At 64.5% G+C, this 17,858-nt stretch carries 11 protein-coding genes; 4 read left to right on the top strand and 7 right to left on the bottom strand.

Annotated elements, in window-relative coordinates:
- Nucleotides 1-18: 18 nt before the first annotated feature.
- The 7 genes from ACIPR8_RS00805 to ACIPR8_RS00775 all read right to left on the bottom strand — a co-directional run bounded on the left by ACIPR8_RS00805 (nt 19) and on the right by ACIPR8_RS00775 (nt 6,839).
- Complete coding sequence (locus ACIPR8_RS00805) at nt 19-1,989, bottom strand: WD40 repeat domain-containing protein (protein ID WP_446539872.1); 1,971 nt, start codon at nt 1,987-1,989, stop codon at nt 19-21.
- A 167-nt stretch (nt 1,990-2,156) separates the two neighbouring features.
- Nucleotides 2,157-3,806: a M28 family metallopeptidase gene (locus tag ACIPR8_RS00800; protein ID WP_446539871.1), complete on the bottom strand. Its 1,650-nt coding sequence runs from the start codon at nt 3,804-3,806 to the stop codon at nt 2,157-2,159.
- 69 nt (nt 3,807-3,875) lie between these two features.
- Complete coding sequence (locus tag ACIPR8_RS00795) at nt 3,876-5,117, bottom strand: RNA polymerase sigma factor (RefSeq protein WP_446539870.1); 1,242 nt, start codon at nt 5,115-5,117, stop codon at nt 3,876-3,878.
- A 48-nt stretch (nt 5,118-5,165) separates the two neighbouring features.
- The gene (locus ACIPR8_RS00790; RefSeq protein WP_192287792.1) at nt 5,166-5,522 is read right to left on the bottom strand and encodes a DUF1428 domain-containing protein; all 357 of its coding nucleotides are present in this window, start codon (nt 5,520-5,522) and stop codon (nt 5,166-5,168) included.
- A 19-nt stretch (nt 5,523-5,541) separates the two neighbouring features.
- The gene (locus ACIPR8_RS00785; RefSeq protein ID WP_446539869.1) at nt 5,542-5,952 is read right to left on the bottom strand and encodes a VOC family protein; all 411 of its coding nucleotides are present in this window, start codon (nt 5,950-5,952) and stop codon (nt 5,542-5,544) included.
- Complete coding sequence (locus tag ACIPR8_RS00780; RefSeq protein WP_446539868.1) at nt 5,949-6,386, bottom strand: VOC family protein; 438 nt, start codon at nt 6,384-6,386, stop codon at nt 5,949-5,951. Before ACIPR8_RS00780 ends, ACIPR8_RS00785 begins: the two co-directional genes overlap by 4 nt.
- A gap of 24 nt (nt 6,387-6,410) precedes the next feature.
- Nucleotides 6,411-6,839, bottom strand: coding sequence for a YciI family protein (locus ACIPR8_RS00775; protein ID WP_446539867.1), 429 nt, complete (start codon nt 6,837-6,839; stop codon nt 6,411-6,413).
- A gap of 163 nt (nt 6,840-7,002) precedes the next feature.
- Here ACIPR8_RS00775 and ACIPR8_RS00770 point away from each other — a divergent pair, with 163 nt between their 5' ends.
- From ACIPR8_RS00770 to ACIPR8_RS00755, 4 genes are all read left to right on the top strand, one after another.
- Nucleotides 7,003-7,377, top strand: a complete 375-nt coding sequence (locus ACIPR8_RS00770; protein ID WP_446539866.1) for a YciI family protein — start codon at nt 7,003-7,005, stop codon at nt 7,375-7,377.
- 382 nt (nt 7,378-7,759) lie between these two features.
- Nucleotides 7,760-10,786: a TonB-dependent receptor gene (locus tag ACIPR8_RS00765; protein WP_446539865.1), complete on the top strand. Its 3,027-nt coding sequence runs from the start codon at nt 7,760-7,762 to the stop codon at nt 10,784-10,786.
- Between the two features lie 600 nt (nt 10,787-11,386).
- On the top strand, nt 11,387-14,488 hold the full coding sequence (locus tag ACIPR8_RS00760; RefSeq protein WP_446539864.1) for a TonB-dependent receptor: 3,102 nt from the start codon (nt 11,387-11,389) through the stop codon (nt 14,486-14,488).
- A gap of 289 nt (nt 14,489-14,777) precedes the next feature.
- On the top strand, nt 14,778-17,759 hold the full coding sequence (locus ACIPR8_RS00755; RefSeq protein WP_323439671.1) for a TonB-dependent receptor: 2,982 nt from the start codon (nt 14,778-14,780) through the stop codon (nt 17,757-17,759).
- Nucleotides 17,760-17,858 lie beyond the last annotated feature (99 nt).

Below are 17,858 nucleotides of genomic sequence, written 5' to 3'. Positions count from 1 at the left end.
GCCTGTACGTTGCCTGCTTCATTCCCGCCGCGATTGCCAGTTGGCCGGCAGCTCCCATTGCACCAGCGCATTGACGCAACGCCCCCACAGCCGTTGGCCATCCGGGCTCCACTGCAACTGGTTCAGCTCTTCGCAGTGGGCATCGTCCGCACGCAGGCTCAGCGAACGACCACTGTCCAGGTTCCACAGCACCGCGGCCACGTCGCCCGCGGCCGTGCCCAGGGCCAGCAGGCGGCCGTCCGGCGAGCCGGCGGCAACCTTGAGCGAGTCCCGCCCCGGCAGGGTCAAGGAGTAGCGCACCTTTCCGCTGTCCACGTCGACCACATGCATGCCCGGGTTTCGGCGCTCGCCGTCCATCAACACGAAGCCAACCGCGACCCAGCGCCCCTTGACCGAGCCGAACGGCTCGGGCGTCCATTGCGCCATGCCGATGTCATCGAACGGGTCCGCCGAACCGAAGCGCCGTGGCAGTGGCAGCACGCGCAGCACGCGACCGGTGCCGCCATCAAGCTCGGTGAGGCCAAACACATCCTCGACCCAGGGATTGGCCATCGGGCCATCCCATTGCACGGGCTTGGACTGCGCGTTGCCGGGGAAATCGCCGCGCATCACGTGCTGGCGGGGCGCGGCGAACTGCTGCGCGTAATCCCAGCGGGCACCGTCGGTGCTCGCGGCCTGCACCGGCGCCCACAGCTTGAACGTGTCGCGCTTGTCCACGTAGTCACGCAGGTACGCCAGCGGCACGCCGTTACCGTCGTGGAAATAGCGCACGTAACTGTCGCCGAGCACGCCCTTCTGGTCGAACGCCAGCGGATGCGTGCTCAGTGACCGGGCCACCGTGTCGTAGCGCATCACCCGCCCATCCACCAACAGATGGGCGACCTGGCCGCGCGCGTCAGCGGCCAGCAGCCAACGGTTGGCGTGCGGTTGCGGTGACGCCCACAGCGTGCGCGGCGTGGCACCGTCGTCGGGCCGCCAATGCATCAGGGTGAACGGATATCGCTGGATCAGCAGCACGCTGCCATCGGCCAGCACCTGCATGCCATCGGCATCATAGGTCTTGAGCGAGGCCACCCGCTCGATGCGCAGCACGGCCTTGGCATCGAGCATTGCCGCATCGGCGTCGGGCAGCTTGCGCTGTGGCTCGGCGATCGTGACCTGCGGCTGCGCCGCCGCGATCCACTCCGAGGCACCGGTACCGATGCGCATGCGTGCCCCGGGCAGCACGCTCAATGCCTCGTATATCGGGTTGAACGCCTGCTCCGGCACGCTGCTGCGCTGCAGCCGCGCCTGCGGCCCGGTACTGAAGATGTTGGCGTCAGCCAGCGCGCGCAGCTGCCCGACGACGCCACCGCCGGGATTGGGCCAGTCATCGCTGCGCCACACGGTCACCGCCGTGGCCGGTTGCCCCATCACCGCATCAAGCTGGGTCACGCGCACGTTGAGCGTGCTGGTGCTGCGCCCCATCGCCCCGTGCCGTTGGGTGATGCGGCCATCCCAGTAGCTGAAGGGCTGCTGCAGGTCCGGCATGCGTTCACCGTGTCCCTCGAAGCGGAACTGGCGCTCAAGCCGCGCCATGCGCCCGGGGATTTCCGATTCCAGCAGCGCACCATCGCTGACGTACTGCTGCAGCTCGGGCAAGGCGTAGCGGCGCAGGTAGTCGCGCGTGAGTTCGGGGCGCCGCGCCAGCAGGACATCGCCCCAGCCCTGGCCAATGCGTGCCACCAGGTTGTGGTTGTCTTCCCCGGCCACGGTTCCCAGCGGTTTGAGCGTGGCCTGCACCACCGGCAACACCTGCGCGTAGGGCAGGTCCACGACCATCTGCACCTGCGCCAGGCGCTTGCCTTCGCGGGCCAACTGCGGGGAACGCAGCACGGAGGGAAGTCCGTTCTCGACGGCACCGGGGTCGGTGGGAACCACCTGCCAGTTCGGCGGCAAGGCCGCGGCGTTCGCCCATCCTGCGCTGCCCATGGCAAGCAGCCACAACACGCGTTTCCATCTGCCAGCATCCGCCATCCGTGTTCCCTTGTCGCGATAAGGCCTGACCTTAAGGGTTGGGGTGGTGACGGGGGAATCAATGGCCGTGACTGGAGTGCCCTTGGGTGCCCAAAGCCCGATCCCTCTCCCGTTTCCGGGAGAGGGGCTCAGGGCGTGCGTTACCTGCGCTCGGCCGCGCTGGCATCGCGCGTGGCGCGGAATGCCTCTTCCGGTCTCCAGTTCGGCCAGTCACGCGAATTGGCCAGCTTCTCGCCCAGGGTGTAGACCACTTCCAGGTCACGCACCGCGCCGGCGAAGGTCCAGTCGGCCTGCCATTCGTCGCCCTGCTGGTGGTAGCGCTTGGCGGTGTAGTCGTCGGAGGCCTTCTTGCCGGCTTCCACGCCACCGTCGATCCAGTCCTGGCCGGCCGAATACGACAACGCCGGCACGCCACGCTTGGCGAACGGGAAGTGGTCGGAGCGGAAGAACAGGCCCGCCTCCGGCTTCGGGTCCGGCGTGTAGTGCAGGTCCCATCCCTTGGCCACGTCCTTGAGCTGGTCCAGCAGTTCCATCTTCGCCGAACCGTAGATGCCGAAGTCACGCGACGGGCTGTACGGCGCCATGCCGTCCATGTTGATCACCGCCACCGTTTTGGACAGCGGGTACAGCGGGTTGCTGGCGTAGTATTCCGAGCCCAGCAGGCCCTTTTCCTCGGCCGTCACCGCCAGGAACACCACCGAGCGCTGCGGCTTGGGCTGCGTGGCGAAGCCGCGGGCCAGCTCGACCAGCGCGGCGGTGCCGCTGGCGTTGTCCATGGCACCGTTGAAGATGCGGTCACCGCGTGCATCCGGCTCGCCCACGCCGATGTGGTCCCAGTGCGCGCTGTAGATCACCGTCTCGTCCGGGTGGGTGCTGCCTTCCAGCCGCGCCACCACGTTGTGCGAGGTGATCACCTCGTTGTGGACCTGGTAGTTGGCCGAGAAGGTCTCGCCCTTGATCTCCACCGGCTGGAAGTCGCGCGACTGCGCCTGCTTCTTCAGCGTTTCGAAATCCAGGCCGGCGCGCTTGAACATCGCCACCGCCAGGTCACGCTGGATCCAGCCTTCCAACGCCGGATGCGCCTCGGCGGGCTTGTCGCGCACCACGTCGAACATGGTGTTGGTGTTGGAACCGGCCACCGTCGCCCAGCCGTAGGACGCCGGTGCGGTTTCGTGGACGATCAGCACGCCGGCCGCGCCCTGGCGCGCGCCTTCCTCGTACTTGTAGGTCCAGCGGCCGTAGTAGGTCATGCCCTTGCCGTCGAAGTCACCCACGCCGGTCTCGAAGTCCGGGTCGTTGATCAGCACCACGGCGATCTTGCCCTTCAGGTCCACGCCCTTGAAGTCGTCCCAGTTGCGTTCCGGCGCCTTGACGCCGTAGCCCAGGAACACCAGCGGCGCGTCGGTGATGGCCACCTGGCTGTCGCCATTCATCGCGGCGCGCACGGCGATCTCCTGGCCCTGGGTCAGCGCCTGCGGGGTGCCCTGGCCGGTCAGCGTGAGCTGCGGCTTGCCGACGATGTCGCCCTTGAGCAGTGGCACGGCCTGGGTCCACAGGCGCTTGCCGTCCTTCAGGTCGCCGCCCGGCTGCAGGCCCGCGTCGGCGAACTGCCGGCTCAGGTAGGCGATGGTCTTCTCCTCGCCCGCCGAGGCCGGCGAACGGCCTTCGTAGGCGTCGGAGGAAAGCTCCTTCACGTCGGCCGAAATACGGGCGCCGTCGAACTTCGGCGGGGCGGCCATCAGGGCCGTGGATACCGACATCGCCAACAGGCTGATTACTACACGCTTCACGCTGCACCTCCAGTGGTCAGACAACCTGTGGAGTGTAGCCAGCGCCGGGCAGGCCGGGGCAGTGCCCTTTTACACGGCCGCCGCCCGGGACAGCAGGACCTCCCGTTCCCGCGCGTTGCCGCTCAATTCGGCGGCCAGTTCGAACGCGACACGCGCCTCCGCGACGCGGCCCAGCTTGTCCAGCAGGTCCCCGCGCACGGCCGCCAACGGGGCATAGCCCTTCAGCCGGGCATCGCCGGACAGGGCTTCCACCAGCGGCCAGGCGGCCTCCGCGCCGCGTGCCTGCGCAATGGCGACGGCGCGGTTGAGTTCGATCACCGGCGATGGCGTCACCTGGCCAAGCCGCGTGTACAGCTCGGCAATGCGCAGCCAGTCGGTCTGTTCGGCGCGCCGCGCGCGGGCGTGGCAGGCGGCGATGCCAGCCTGCAACACGTAGGCATCCTCGGCGCCGCCCAGCGCCTCGGCCGCGTCCAGCGCCTGCAGGCCGCGCGCGATCTGCAGCCAATCCCAGCGGCTGCGGTCCTGCGCCGGCAACAGCACCGGTGCGCCGTCGGCGCCGGTGCGGGCACGCAGGCGCGAGGCCTGCAGCTCCATCAATGCCAGCAAGCCCAGCACCGCCACCGTGGATGGCAGCAGGCCGTTGAGTATGCGGACAAGCCGCAAGGCCTCCTCGCACAGCGCCGGGCGCATCCAGTCCTCGCCGCTGCTGGCGGCATAGCCCTCGTTGAAGACCAGGTAGACCACCTCCAGCACCGACTGCAGGCGGGGCTGCAGGTCCTGGCGACGCGGCACCTCGAACGGCACCTGGCGCTCGGCCAGCAGGCGCTTGGCGCGCACGATGCGCTGGGCGATGGTGGCCTCCGGCTGCAGGTAGGCGCGCGCGATCTCGGCCGTGCTCAACCCGCACAGCAGGCGCAGGGTCAGCGCGACCCGGGCCTCGGCCGGCAGTACCGGGTGGCAGGCCACGAACACCAGCCGCAGCAGGTCGTCACCGAAATCATCCAGGTACTCCCGCGCATCCGCCCCCATGGTCGGCTCCTGCAGCTCGTCCGTCAGTTCGGCCTGCACGTGCAGGCGCCGTTGTCGCAGGCGGTCGATGGCGCGGCGCTGGGCGGTGGTCATCAACCACGCGGCGGGATTGTCGGGCACGCCGTGCCGGGGCCAGTGCTCGAGCGCGGCCACCAGCGCGTCCTGGGCCAGCTCCTCGGCGCTGTCCAGGTCGCCCAGCATCCGGGCAAGGCGCGCGACCAGGCGTGGCGATTCCATCCGCCACACCGTGTCGAGCCTGCGCTGGAGTTCGGCGTGTTCCATCAGGCCGCGATCAAAGCACCCGCCGCCGCGGCCGGCAAGCGCCGGACCTCACACATTCACGAACGGCTTGAAGCCACCCCAGAACATGCGCTTGCCATCGAACGGCACGTTCTGCGCGTTCATGCCCGCCAGGCGCGGATCGGCCATGGCCTTGGCATTGACGCGGTCACGGTGCGCGCGCGAGCGGAACAGCACGTAGGCGAACACCACCACCTCGCCGGGCTTGAGCTTGACCGCCTGCGGGAACGAGGTGTGCTTGCCCGGCTTGACGTCATCGGCCACCGCTTCGAGGTAGCCCAGCGCGCCGTGCTCCTTCCATACCTTGGCCGCCTTGCGGGCGATGCGCTGGTACTCGCCCAGCTTGTCCTGCGGCACCGGCAGTACATAACCATCGACGTAACTCATCGCGATTCCTCCACTGGGCTCAGTTGGGTTCACCGTCCATGAAGGCGATCTCCCACAGATGGCCGTCCAGGTCCTGGAAGCCACGCTGGTACATGAAACCGTAGTCGCGCGCCGGCATCGGCTCGCCGGCGCCGGCCTTCAGCGCCTTGTCCACCAGCGCATCCACGGCCGGGCGGCTGTCCGCCGACAGGCAGGTGATCACCGTCGTCTGCGCATGTGCGTCACCGACCGGAAGCGGCGTGAACGTCTTGAAGAATGGCTCCACCAGCAGCATCACGAAGATGCTGTCGCTGACGATCATGCACGCGGCGTTCTCGTCGGTGAACTGCGGGTTGAAGTGGTAGCCCAGGGCGCCGAAGAAGGCCTTGGAGGCCTCCAGGTCGCGCACCGGCAGGTTGACGAAGATCATCTGTGGCGTGGCCATGCTCACTGCCCCCCGTCCATCGGCTTCATGCAGTTGACCATCCACGGCTTGCCGTAGCGGTCGACCAGCATGCCCCAGCGGTGCGCCCAGAAGGTCTCGCCCAGCGGCATCTGCACCTGACCGCCATCGGCTAGTGCGGCGAACACGCGCTCGGCCTCTTCGATGCTGTCCACGTCGACGTTGATGGTGGTGGCAGCCTGCCCGTCTGCCGCAGGTCCATCGGCGGCCATCAGCACCGCGCCGCCGGCCTCGACCTGGCAGTGCGCCACCTGGTCGCCATCCGGGGTGAAGCCCCCGCAGCCCTCCATGTCCGAATCGGGGCCGGGCGGCATGTCGCCGTACTTCATCTCCGACACCACCTTTCCCCCGAGTGCCCTGGCATAGAACGCCATCGCTTCGTGGGTATTGCCGTTGAAACCGAGGAAGGGAATCAATCTCATGGTCGTGCTCCTGTCGTTGCGGGGTCAGTTGTGCTCGATGCGGTCACGCAGACGCTGCTCCTGCGCGCGCAATTCCGGGGTGAAGGCATCGCCGAAATCCTCGGCCTCGAACAGCGGCCGGATCTCCACCTCCACCGCGCTGCCATCGGCGCTGCTGAACGGGGCGCGCTTGAGCCATTCCACGGCTTCGTCCATCGAGCGCACCTGCCACAGCCAGAAGCCGGCGATCAGCTCGCGGGTCTCGGCGAACGGGCCATCGATGACGCTGCGGCGCGTGCCTTCGAAGCGCACCCGCGCGCCGCGCGCACTGGGGTGCAGGCCTTCGCCGGCCAGCATGATGCCGGCCTTGACCAGCTCCTCGTTGTAGGCGCCCATCGCCGTCAGCTCGGCCTCGGTGGGCATCACCCCGGCCTCGGTGTCGGCATTGGCCTTCACGATCACCATCACTTTCATCACCGTCTCCGTCGCCGGCCCCATGCCGGCTCACATCCACTACGACGAACCCGCGCGACAGGGATCGACATTGCGCGCATGGAATTTTCTGAACAAATTCATGCGGCATCGCAGCAACAACGATGCGCGATGATGGGCGCCCCGGCCCTACCGTCCCCGCCCGATGAAATACCTGCTACTGATTTACATCGACCCCGACCTGGCCCAGGCGTTGCCGGCCGAGGAATACGACGCCTTGATGCGCGGCTGCCTGCGCCATGCCGACACCCTGCAGGCGCAGGGCACGCTGCTGATGTCCCAGCGCCTGCAACCGGTCGAACGGGCGCGCACGTTGCGCACGCGCGCCACGCAGGCGCGCGTGACCGATGGACCGTTCGCCGAAACCCGCGAACTGCTGGCCGGCTTCAATCTGATCGAGGCAGTGGACGCCGAGGACGCAATGCGCATCGCCCGGCAACTCCCCTGGTCGGCCTACGGCAGCATCGAGGTACGGCCCGTGGATGACCTCGACGCCGAGCGGGTACGCCTCGGCGCCTGATCCCAGGCCTGGATGCGAACGCACGGACGACAACATGGATGTGCACGAAGGGCTCGACCGACGTCGGGCCCTTTCCTTTGTGCCCGCCTCCCCGCTGCCTGATACCCGCGGCGCCGTCTGCACGCACCTACGTCCAACTGTCCCCTTCAAGCGCACGAACATCACGATTCCAGGCGCTTTCCGGAAAAACGCGGAGGTACGGACAAACAACACCAACCACTTGTATTTCCTGGGATACGCACGCGCACCTTCCCCGCATTGATCCGAAGCGGTCCGTTGGGTGGCACGCCGCGCCTTGCCGCATTGCACTCTCTGCGAACCGCAATGTCACCGCCCCGCACGACAGGGCATCACGACAGAGCGCAACTTCTCGGGGATATACATGACGAGTTTCAAAAACAACAACCACACACTGAAGCGCACCACGTTGGCGTTGGTACTGGGTGCGAGCATCAGCGGCGCCTTCGCCCAGAGCACCACCGGCGCGCTGTTCGGACAGGCACCTGCGGCTGATGGAACAACCGTCACGGTCCAGAACGCTTCCGGCCTGCAGCGTACCGTCAGCGTGGACGCCAACGGCCGCTACAACCTCGGCACGCTGCCGGTAGGCAAGTACACGGTGAAGCTGGAGCGCAACGGCCGCGTGATCGAACAACGCCAGGATGTCCTGTTGCGGGTCGGCACCGGCACTGAAGTCTCTTTTCGCGACGACGGCGCCACCACGCTGGACGCGGTGAGGGTCACCGCCGCCAACGTGCCCAGGATTGACGTCTCCACCTCCGTGGCCAAGTCCGTCATTACTTCCGAGCAACTGGACGTGCTACCACTGGGACGCACCGCCGAAGCCATCGCCCTGCTGGCGCCCGGCGTGATTGCCGGCAGCAGTGCCTTCGGCAACGGCTCGCGCTCGGTGCTGTCCTTCGGTGGTTCAAGCGTCAGCGAGAACGCCTACTACCTCAACGGCTTCAATGTCTCCAATCCGTACAACGCACTGGGCGGCGCCAGCCTGCCCTACGGCTCGATCGACCAGCAGGAAACCTACACCGGCGGTTACAGCTCACGCTATGGCCGCTCCACCGGCGGCGTGCTCAACCAATTGGGCAAGCGCGGTACCAACGAATGGCACTTCGGCTTCCAGACCACCTGGTCGCCCAAGTCACTGGCGGCCTCGCCGCGCGATGTCTGGTATCCCAACGATAGGCTGACTCCCGGCTCCGAATACGTGGACCCGAGCCGCCCCGGCACGCTCTACCGATCACGCGATGACGACACCTCCAGCTCCACGACCTACAGCGGATACGTCAGCGGACCATTGATCGAAGACCGCTTGTTCGTCCATCTGGCGGCCGAATCGAACAAGCGTGAAGGCGCAAGCACCAACAGCATTGCCTCGACCACCCAGGCGCGCAACAACTACACCATCAGCACACCCAAGTTCTATGGAAAGATCGACTGGAACATCACCGACAACCACACGCTGGAGTACACCCGGTTCCAGAACAATGACCGGAGCAGCGGCTACTACACCGCATTCGACTACGAGGACCTGCAGGGCGGCGAGCGCACGGGAACGTACCCGGACATCACCAAGCTCGAAGACGAGTACGACATCTTCAAGTACACCGGCTACCTCACCGACGACCTGACCCTGAGCGCGGTTTGGGGCCGCAGTGAACAGAAGAACCTGCAGTACAACCCACTTGAATCCGACGACCCCTACCTGAGCGGGGTAACCCTGCAGGATCCGGCGATCACCGGTGGAACACCGATCCGCAATGGCCAGGCGGCGCGCGATACCAAGGCGCGCGACGCCGGCAGCAAGACCCGTGGCCTGCGCGTGGACCTGGACTACCGCATCGGCGACCACCAGCTGACCGCCGGCATCGACAACATGTACTACAACGGCCACAACGAGGGGCAGACCATCACCGGCCCGGGCTACGCGTGGTACTACTCACGCATCGCGCCAGGCCAGTCGCCCAGCCCGGGCTTCAACATCACCCCACCGGGAGGGGACGGCTACTACGTGTACAAGTACATCTTCTCCACGACCACCAGCATGGCGGTGGAGCAGAAGGCCTATTACCTGGAAGACCGTTGGCAGGTCACGCCACGCTGGCTGCTGACCCTGGGCATCCGCAACGACAAGTTCACCAACTTCAACAGCGCCGCCCAGCCCTATGTCGAGAGCGGTGACCAATGGGCACCACGGCTGGGCGCCAGCTGGGACGTATTCGGGGATGCCTCGTTCAAGGTGTTCGCCAACCTCGGCCGCTACTACCTGGCCTTACCTAACAGCGTCGCGGTCCGCGGCGCGTCGGCCTCGACCTTCACCCGCGAATACTTCACGTACACCGGCATCGACGCCAATGGCAATCCGACCGGGCTGACCCCACTCGGTCCCGGCCCGGTGTCGACCAACAATGAGTACGGACAGACGCCGGACCCGGCCAACGTCGCCCCCACCGACCTGAAGTCGCAATATCAGGATGAATTGATCCTGGGCTTCGAGAAGACCATCGGCCAGTCCTGGAACAGCGGCGCGAAGTTCACCTATCGCCGCCTGCAGGCGGCCATCGACGATGTCTGCGATCCCGACCGCATGCTGGCGAAACTGCAGTCGACCGGCGTGGATACCTCCGGGCTGGAGGTTCCCGGCTGCGTGATCTTCAACCCCGGCGAAACCAATACGTTCCTGGCCACCCACACCAATGGCTCTGGCTATACGGCTTTCCAGATGAGCGCCAGCGACTGGGGCTTCGGCAACAATCAGGCCAGGCGTGACTATGTCGCGGTGGATCTGTTCATCGAGCACCCGCTGCGCAACAAGTGGTACGGGCGCCTGGACTACACCTGGTCACGCAGCTTCGGCAACACCGAAGGCCAGGTGAAATCCGATATCGGCCAGGACGATATCTCCAAGACCCAGGATTGGGACTCGGCGCTGCTGATGGAGTACTCCGGTGGCTACCTGGCCAACGACCGTCGCCATCAGCTCAAGGGTTACGGCGCCTATCAGTTCAACGACGAATGGACCGCATCGGCGACGCTGCGCGTCATGTCCGGTGCACCGAAAAACTGCCTGGGCTATTACGGCGCCGATCATGATGACCCGATCGGCTACGGCTCGTCCTACCACTACTGCGACGGCGTTCCATCCAAGCCAGGCGATGCCGGCCGCCAGCCCTGGACCAGGCAGATCGATCTGGGGGTGATCTACCGGCCTGCGTTCGCCGACCACAAGCTTGCCTTCGGCCTGGATGTGTTCAACGTGCTCAACGAGTTGGAGCCGATCCAATCCGACGCGGTCTACGAATCTGACCCCTACACGATCTCCAACAGCTACGACATGGAGACCTACTTCACCACGCCACGCTCGGTTCGCCTGACCGCGTCCTACGACTTCTAGGCATCGGCATCGCGCGATCCCGCGCTTGCGACGCAGCTGAGCCCCAGCCTCGCGCTGGGGCTTCTTTTTGTCTGGCTTCCACCAGAAAGCGGCGGGGCGGGTTCACCCGGTTTGCCCTTGGTTTCGCTTCCGGCATGAAGCACACCGACATATGGCCTGGACGTTTCAACCACGCCCGGATCAACAGCTGGGGGACTGGCTGGAAAGCACCAACAGACAGGATGACATCGCCCCTCGGCCTTCGATCTGGCTGGGATTCCCACACCTGCAACGCAGGTGTGGGAATCCCAGCTCGGCGGCACCTGCCCTACCCGCGGGCGCTGGACTTCAGTCCCAGCAGAGCCTCCCCATGGGGGTGCTCAAGGCGGTTCCGCGCAGCTGGACGCGTGCCAATGCCCCCCCCGTGCCAAAGGTCACGCCATGACCTGACCCACTTGACCATCAACATGTTGATTTAAAAGGATATTATTTTTCTAGGTAAAAAAATATTCACGAAGTATTAATTTTGAGTCGATTCAGCTGTAACGTCTGTTCACCGGGTGTTTAGGTTCCCGACTTGGGGCCCGCATCAGGAACAAACACAACTTCTGGAGAGAGCAGATGGTCAAGCGCAAGACGATCCAACGCGCAGCCCTCAGTGCTGCGCTGAGCCTGTGCATCGCTGGCGGCGCATACGCGCAGAGCACTACCGGCAGTATCCAAGGCAGCATCCCCGTCGAGGCCGGAACGGCCACCACCGTCCATGTCGCCAACAACAGCGGCTTCAATCGAACCATCGCGGCGGACAGCAACGGTCGTTACACCATCAATGCCCTGCCTGTCGGCGTCTATACCGTGACGGTCAAGCGCGGCGACCAGGTCATCGGCACCCGCCAGGTACAGGTCATCGTCGGTTCTTCGGTGGATGGCTCATTCGCTTCTGCCGGCGGCGCAACCACGCTGGAAGCCATCACGGTCACCGCCACCGCTCCGGCGGCAATCGACCTGACCACCACCGACACCCGCACCGTGATCACCACCGAGCAGCTTGCGCGCCTTCCGCTGCAGCGCTCGGCGGAGGCATTGGCACTGCTCGCCCCAGGCGCGGTGGCAGGTGCCGCCGGTTATTCCGCGCTCGCCGGGCTGGTCTCCTTCGGCGGCGCAGGTGTATCGGAGAACGCGTACTACATCAACGGCTACTTCAGCGGCGAGCCAGTTTCGAATCTCGGCGGCTTCTCGCTACCCTATGGCGCGATTTCGCAGCAGGAAACCTACACCGGCGGCTACAGCGCAAAGTACGGCCGTTCGGCCGGTGGCGTGATCAACCAGATCGGCAAGCGCGGCACCAACGCGTGGACGTTCGGTGGGCAGGTGACCTGGGATCCCAAGTCGCTGCGTGAGGACTACCGCGACCTCTACCTGCCGGACCAGAACCTGCCGGCAGGCTACGACTACGAAGATCCGGATGCCGCAGGCACGCTGTACTCCCGCGGCAAGGGCGAGAAGACCGACGTCACCACCTACAGCGCCTATGTTGGCGGCCCGATCCTGCAGGATCGCCTGTTCTTCTTTGTCGCCGGTGAAGCGCAGAAGACCAAGCAGGACACCAACTCGTCTTCGCTGGGATCGGCCCGCCGTACCTATGCCGATACGGACAACCCCAAGATCTACGGCAAGATCGACTGGAACATCACCGACGACCACCTGCTTGAAGCAACGTGGATGAAGGAGAAGAAGGACTACAGCGGCTATTACCGTGAATATGACATCGAGACAGGTGCCATCGGTGATCGCCTGGCGGTGACGCCGACCGAGCAGGAGCGCGACAGCGACTATCGCATCTTCAAGTACACCGGCTATCTGACCGACACCCTGACCCTCAGCGCCACCTATGGCAAGAGCCGCTTCACTGCTCGCGACACCCCTTACCTGCTGCCGGGTGTACCGCACATCGCCAATCCGACATTGCAGAACCCCGCCCTCAACGGTAACTCGCCAATCCGTAGCCGGCTGGCAGGCTACCAGGGTCGCGATGGCGTGAATGATACCCACGGCCTGCGTGCCGACCTGGAATGGGTGGTCGGAGACCACACGCTGAGCCTGGGCATGGACAACATCAAGTTCGAGGCCGACAACGAAGGTACGTCGCAGGAATCGGACTACTGGCTCTACCAGCGTGCCTCCAACCCCGCGAGCAATATCAACGCGGCCCTGGGCGTGGGCGCCCCTGGTGGTGCCGGCTACTACGTCACCAAACGCGACTACTTCACCAACACCAGCATGTCGCTGGACCAGAAGGCCTGGTACCTGGAGGACCGCTGGCAGGTCACTGACAGCCTGCTGTTGACCCTTGGCCTGCGCAATGACGAGTTCACCAACAAGAACAACTCCGGCGCCACCTACATGTCCTCCAAGGACCAGTGGGCGCCGCGCCTGGGCTTCAGCTGGGACGTGATGGGCGATGCTTCCCTGAAGGTGTTCGGCAACGCCGGCCGCTACTACCTGGCCATGCCCAACAACGTGGCCATCCGTGGCGCCTCCGCCTCGACCTTCACCAGTGAATACTTCACTTACACCGGCATCGATGCAAACGGTGCTCCGACCGGTCTCACGCCAGTCGGGGGTGTCAACGGCGCACCGCCTCCGGGCGCGGTCTCTTCGAACGGCGAATACGGCACCGCGGTGGACGTTCTCTCCTTCGCGCCTTCCGATCTCAAGAACATGTACCAGGATGAGTTCATCCTTGGCTTTGACAAGCAGCTCAGTGAGAAGTGGGTGGTCGGAGCGAAGCTGACCTACCGTGACCTGAAGTCCTCGATCGATGACGTCTGCGATCCGTATACCTTCATGGACGTGAACGGGCTGACCCAGGTCGGGACCAAGGAAGGCAAGTACATTGCTTCCACCGGCAACGGCCAGCACGTCGAGATTGCCTCCTGCTACATGTTCAACCCGGGCGGCACCAACACCTTCAGCCTGGCCAATGTCGACGCCGCCGGGAACCATGTCGGCGGCCGTACCGATTTCCGCATGTCCTCCAGCGACTGGGGCTTCAAGGATGGCTTGAAGCGCACCTACAAGGCCATCGACGTGTACGCCGAACACCCGTTCGATGGAACCTGGGAAGGCCGCGTCTCGTACACCTATTCCAAGAGTGAGGGCAACAACGAAGGCCAGGTGAAGTCGGAGTTCGGTCAGACCAACATCTCCAAGACGCAGGACTGGGACGCATGGCAGATGATGCAGTTCGCCAACGGCTATCTCGCCAATGACCGCCGCCACCAGCTGAAGCTGTATGGCAGCTACGCCATCACCCCGGAATGGTCGGTGGGCGGCAACATCCGCGTGCAATCGGGCACGCCGATCAGCTGCCTGGGCTACTACAACCCCGACGGCAGCATCGACGAAGGCTCCTCCGATGCCGACCCGATCGGCTACGACGCCGCGTACCACACCTGCTTTGGTTCCATCGCCAAGCCCGGCTCGCAGCGCACGCCGTGGACCCGCAGCATCGACCTGAGCGTCAGCTATCGACCGGCAGCGTTCCTCGATGGCAAGCTCGGCTTCAGCCTGCAGGTCTTCAACGTGCTCAACGAAGGCAGGCCGTTGCAGGTGGATGTGACCTCCGAGACCGGCCCGTACACGGTGTCCAACACCTACCTGCTCCCGCAGGCACGGCAGACACCTCGTTTCCTGCGCTTCGCGGCAACGTACGACTTCTGATCGCAGACACCGCGTAGCGATCAGATCCTCAGCGACAAAGACCCCGGCTTCGGCCGGGGTCTTTGCTTTTCGTAACCCGACGGCATTTGGGAACATCCCTCCTCGCTCTCTAGCACCCATTCAGCTGCCAGCAATTCTTTTATTTTCATTACAAATCAATAAGTTAAATTTAGTTTCAGCTGATATTGCAAAACCTGTCAAAAAGAAATTAAGATTTCGTTCAGTTGTCACGGTGGTTTCACCAGAAACAGCTAGCGAATGAAACAACTTTCCAATGCAAGGGATTTAGATGAGCAGTGCTAAGCAAGCAATCCGCCTGAAGCGCACCGCGCTCGCGGTGATTCTGACTTCGGTCATCGGTGCCGCTGCCGCCCAGAGCACCACGGGTTCGTTGTACGGCAACGCCCCGCAGGCCGCCGGTGCAACCATCACGGTGCAGAACGATTCCGGCCTGAAGCGCTCGGTGACGGTCGATGCCAATGGTCGCTACAACCTCGGCTCGCTGCCGGTGGGCAACTACTCGATCACCCTGCAGCGTGATGGCCAGGTGGTCGACAAGCGCGAGAACGTGCAGCTGCGCGTCGGTGCCGGCACCGAAGTGTCCTTCGGCGGTGGTGATGCCACCAACTTGGACGCCGTGACCGTCACCGCGGCCAACATGCCGAAGATCGACGTGAGCAACACCGTCTCCAAGTCGGTGGTGACCTCCGAGCAGCTCGCAGTGCTGCCGCTGGGCCGCAGCGCCGAAGCCATCGCCATGCTCGCCCCGGGCGTCATCGCAGGCAGCGGCGAGTTCAGCAACGGCTCGCGCTCCGTGCTCTCCTTCGGCGGCGCCAGCGTCACCGAGAACGCGTACTACATCAACGGCTACAACGCCTCCAATCCGCTCAGCAACATGGGCGGCGTGAGCCTGCCGTACGGCTCGATCAATCAGCAGGAAACCTACACCGGCGGCTACAGCGCACGCTACGGTCGCTCCACCGGCGGCGTGATCAATCAGATCGGCGAGCGTGGTACCAATGAATGGCACTTCGGCGTGCAGGCTACCTGGTCGCCCGACAGCCTCGCCGCTTCGCCGCGCGATGTCTGGTATCCCCGCGACGGCTCGATCTATCGTTATCGCAACGGTGACGGCAAGACCCAGACCACCTACAGCGGTTATGTCAACGGCCCGCTGATCCAGGACCGCCTGTTCGTACACCTGGCCGGTGAAGCCGACAAGACCGACGGCGTGTCCACCAACAGCATCGAGGCGGCGCAGCAGGCGCGCAACCACTACAGCTACAGCTCGCCGAAGTTCTACGGCAAGGTCGACTGGAACATCACCGACGACCACACCCTGGAATACACCCGCATCCAGAACACCGACCGCCAGGCCGGCTACTACACCGCGTTCGACTATGACGATCTGAGCGGCGGCGGTCGCACCGGCGTGTATCCGAACACCACGAAGATCAAAGACAGCTACGACATCTTCAAGTACACCGGCTACCTGACCGATGACCTGACGCTGAGCGCCACCTACGGCCGCAGCAAGCAGGACAACCTGGCATCAAACCCGAGCGACTCCCCGCTCCCGTACATCAGCGGCTCGGCCTACCAGGATCCGAACATCACCGGTGGCACGCCGATCCGCAACTCGCAGGCCACCAACGCCGGCAAGGCCAGCGATGCCGGCAGCAAGACCCGCGGCCTGCGCGTGGACCTTGAATACCGCATCGGCAACCACGAGCTGACTGCCGGTATCGACAACATGTATTACAACGCCTACAACGAAGGCCAGTCGATGACCGGCCCGGGCTATGCATGGATCTACTCGCAGCTTGACCCGAACGAGTCGCCCAACAGCAAGTTCAACATCACCCCGCCCGGCGGCGAGGGCTACATGGTGCAGAAGTACATCTTCTCCACCACCACCAGCATGAGCGTTGAGCAGAAGGCCTACTATCTGGAAGACCGCTGGCAGATCACCCCGAACTGGCTGGTCACGCTGGGCCTGCGCAACGACAAGTTCACCAACTTCAACAGCGCCGCCGTCCCGTACGTGGAAAGCGGTGACCAGTGGGCTCCGCGTATTGGCGCCAGCTGGGACGTGTTCGGTGATTCCTCGCTGAAGGTGTTTGCCAACCTGGGCCGCTACTACTTGGCATTGCCCAACAGCGTCGCCATCCGTGGTGCGTCGGCCTCGACCTATACCCGCGAGTACTTCACGTACACCGGCATCGACGCCGACGGCAACCCGACCGGCCTGACCGCACTGGGCCCGGGCCCGGTGTCTTCCAACAATGAGTACGGCGTGGCCCCGGATCCGTACTCGGTGGCCCCGACCGACCTGAAGTCGCAGTACCAGGACGAAATGATCCTCGGCTTCGAAAAGACCCTGGGACAGTCCTGGAACTCCGGTGCGAAGGTCACCTACCGTCGCCTGCAAGCCGGTATCGACGATGTCTGCGATCCGGACCGCATGGCCGACAAGTTGACCGCCATGGGCGTGGACCCGGCTTCGGTAACCATCCCGGGCTGCCTGATCTTCAACCCCGGCGAAACCAACACCTTCATGCTGGCCAACGTCGATGGATCCGGTTACACCCGGATGCAGATGAGCGGCAGTGACTGGGGCTTCGGCAACAACAAGGCCAAGCGCGATTACGTCGCCATCGACCTGTTCCTGGAGCATCCGATGAGCGACAAGTGGTACGGTCGCCTGGACTACACCTGGTCGCGCAACTTCGGCAACACCGAAGGTCAGGTCAAGTCGGACATCGGCCAGGATGACGTGTCCAAGACCCAGGACTGGGACGGTTCGTACCTGATGGAGTATGCCGGTGGCTACCTTGCCAACGACCGTCGCCACCAGCTGAAGGGCTTTGCCGCCTATCAGTTCAACGATGAGTGGACCGCTTCGGCAACGCTGAGTGTCGCCTCCGGCATGCCCAAGAGCTGCCTGGGCTACTACGGCACCGACATCAGCGATCCGATGGGCTACGAGGCGGCGTATCACTATTGCGGTGGCAAGCCCTCGCGTCCGGGTGATGCAGGTCGCCAGCCGTGGACCAAGCGTCTGGACCTGGGCGTCCAGTACCGTCCGTCGTTCGCTGACCACAAGCTGGCCTTCGGCCTGAACGTGTTCAACGTGTTCAACGAACTGAAGCCGGTACAGAGCGATGCCGTCTACGAAGTGGGCCCGAAGAAGATCTCGGAAACCTACGGCATGGGCACGTACTACACCGCACCGCGTTCGGTCCGCCTGACCGCTTCCTACGATTTCTGATCGAAGGAAGGCAACAGCAAGGCAATCGCCCGTCGATTGCAGGTGAACAAAAGCCCCGGCATCTGCCGGGGCTTTTTTGTTGCCGAACGACACGATGTA

The sequence above is a fragment of the Stenotrophomonas sp. LARHCG68 genome (genome assembly GCF_052871705.1).
This window is presented reverse-complemented; position numbering and strand designations above follow the sequence as displayed.

Coding starts and splice junctions, on each gene's coding strand:
- ACIPR8_RS00765 (WP_446539865.1), top strand. CDS start 7,760: ATGACGAGTTTCAAAAACAACAACCACACACTGAAGCGCACCACGTTG.
- ACIPR8_RS00780 (WP_446539868.1), bottom strand. CDS start 6,386: ATGAGATTGATTCCCTTCCTCGGTTTCAACGGCAATACCCACGAAGCG.
- ACIPR8_RS00790 (WP_192287792.1), bottom strand. CDS start 5,522: ATGAGTTACGTCGATGGTTATGTACTGCCGGTGCCGCAGGACAAGCTG.
- ACIPR8_RS00770 (WP_446539866.1), top strand. CDS start 7,003: ATGAAATACCTGCTACTGATTTACATCGACCCCGACCTGGCCCAGGCG.
- ACIPR8_RS00760 (WP_446539864.1), top strand. CDS start 11,387: ATGGTCAAGCGCAAGACGATCCAACGCGCAGCCCTCAGTGCTGCGCTG.
- ACIPR8_RS00795 (WP_446539870.1), bottom strand. CDS start 5,117: ATGGAACACGCCGAACTCCAGCGCAGGCTCGACACGGTGTGGCGGATG.
- ACIPR8_RS00775 (WP_446539867.1), bottom strand. CDS start 6,839: ATGAAAGTGATGGTGATCGTGAAGGCCAATGCCGACACCGAGGCCGGG.
- ACIPR8_RS00755 (WP_323439671.1), top strand. CDS start 14,778: ATGAGCAGTGCTAAGCAAGCAATCCGCCTGAAGCGCACCGCGCTCGCG.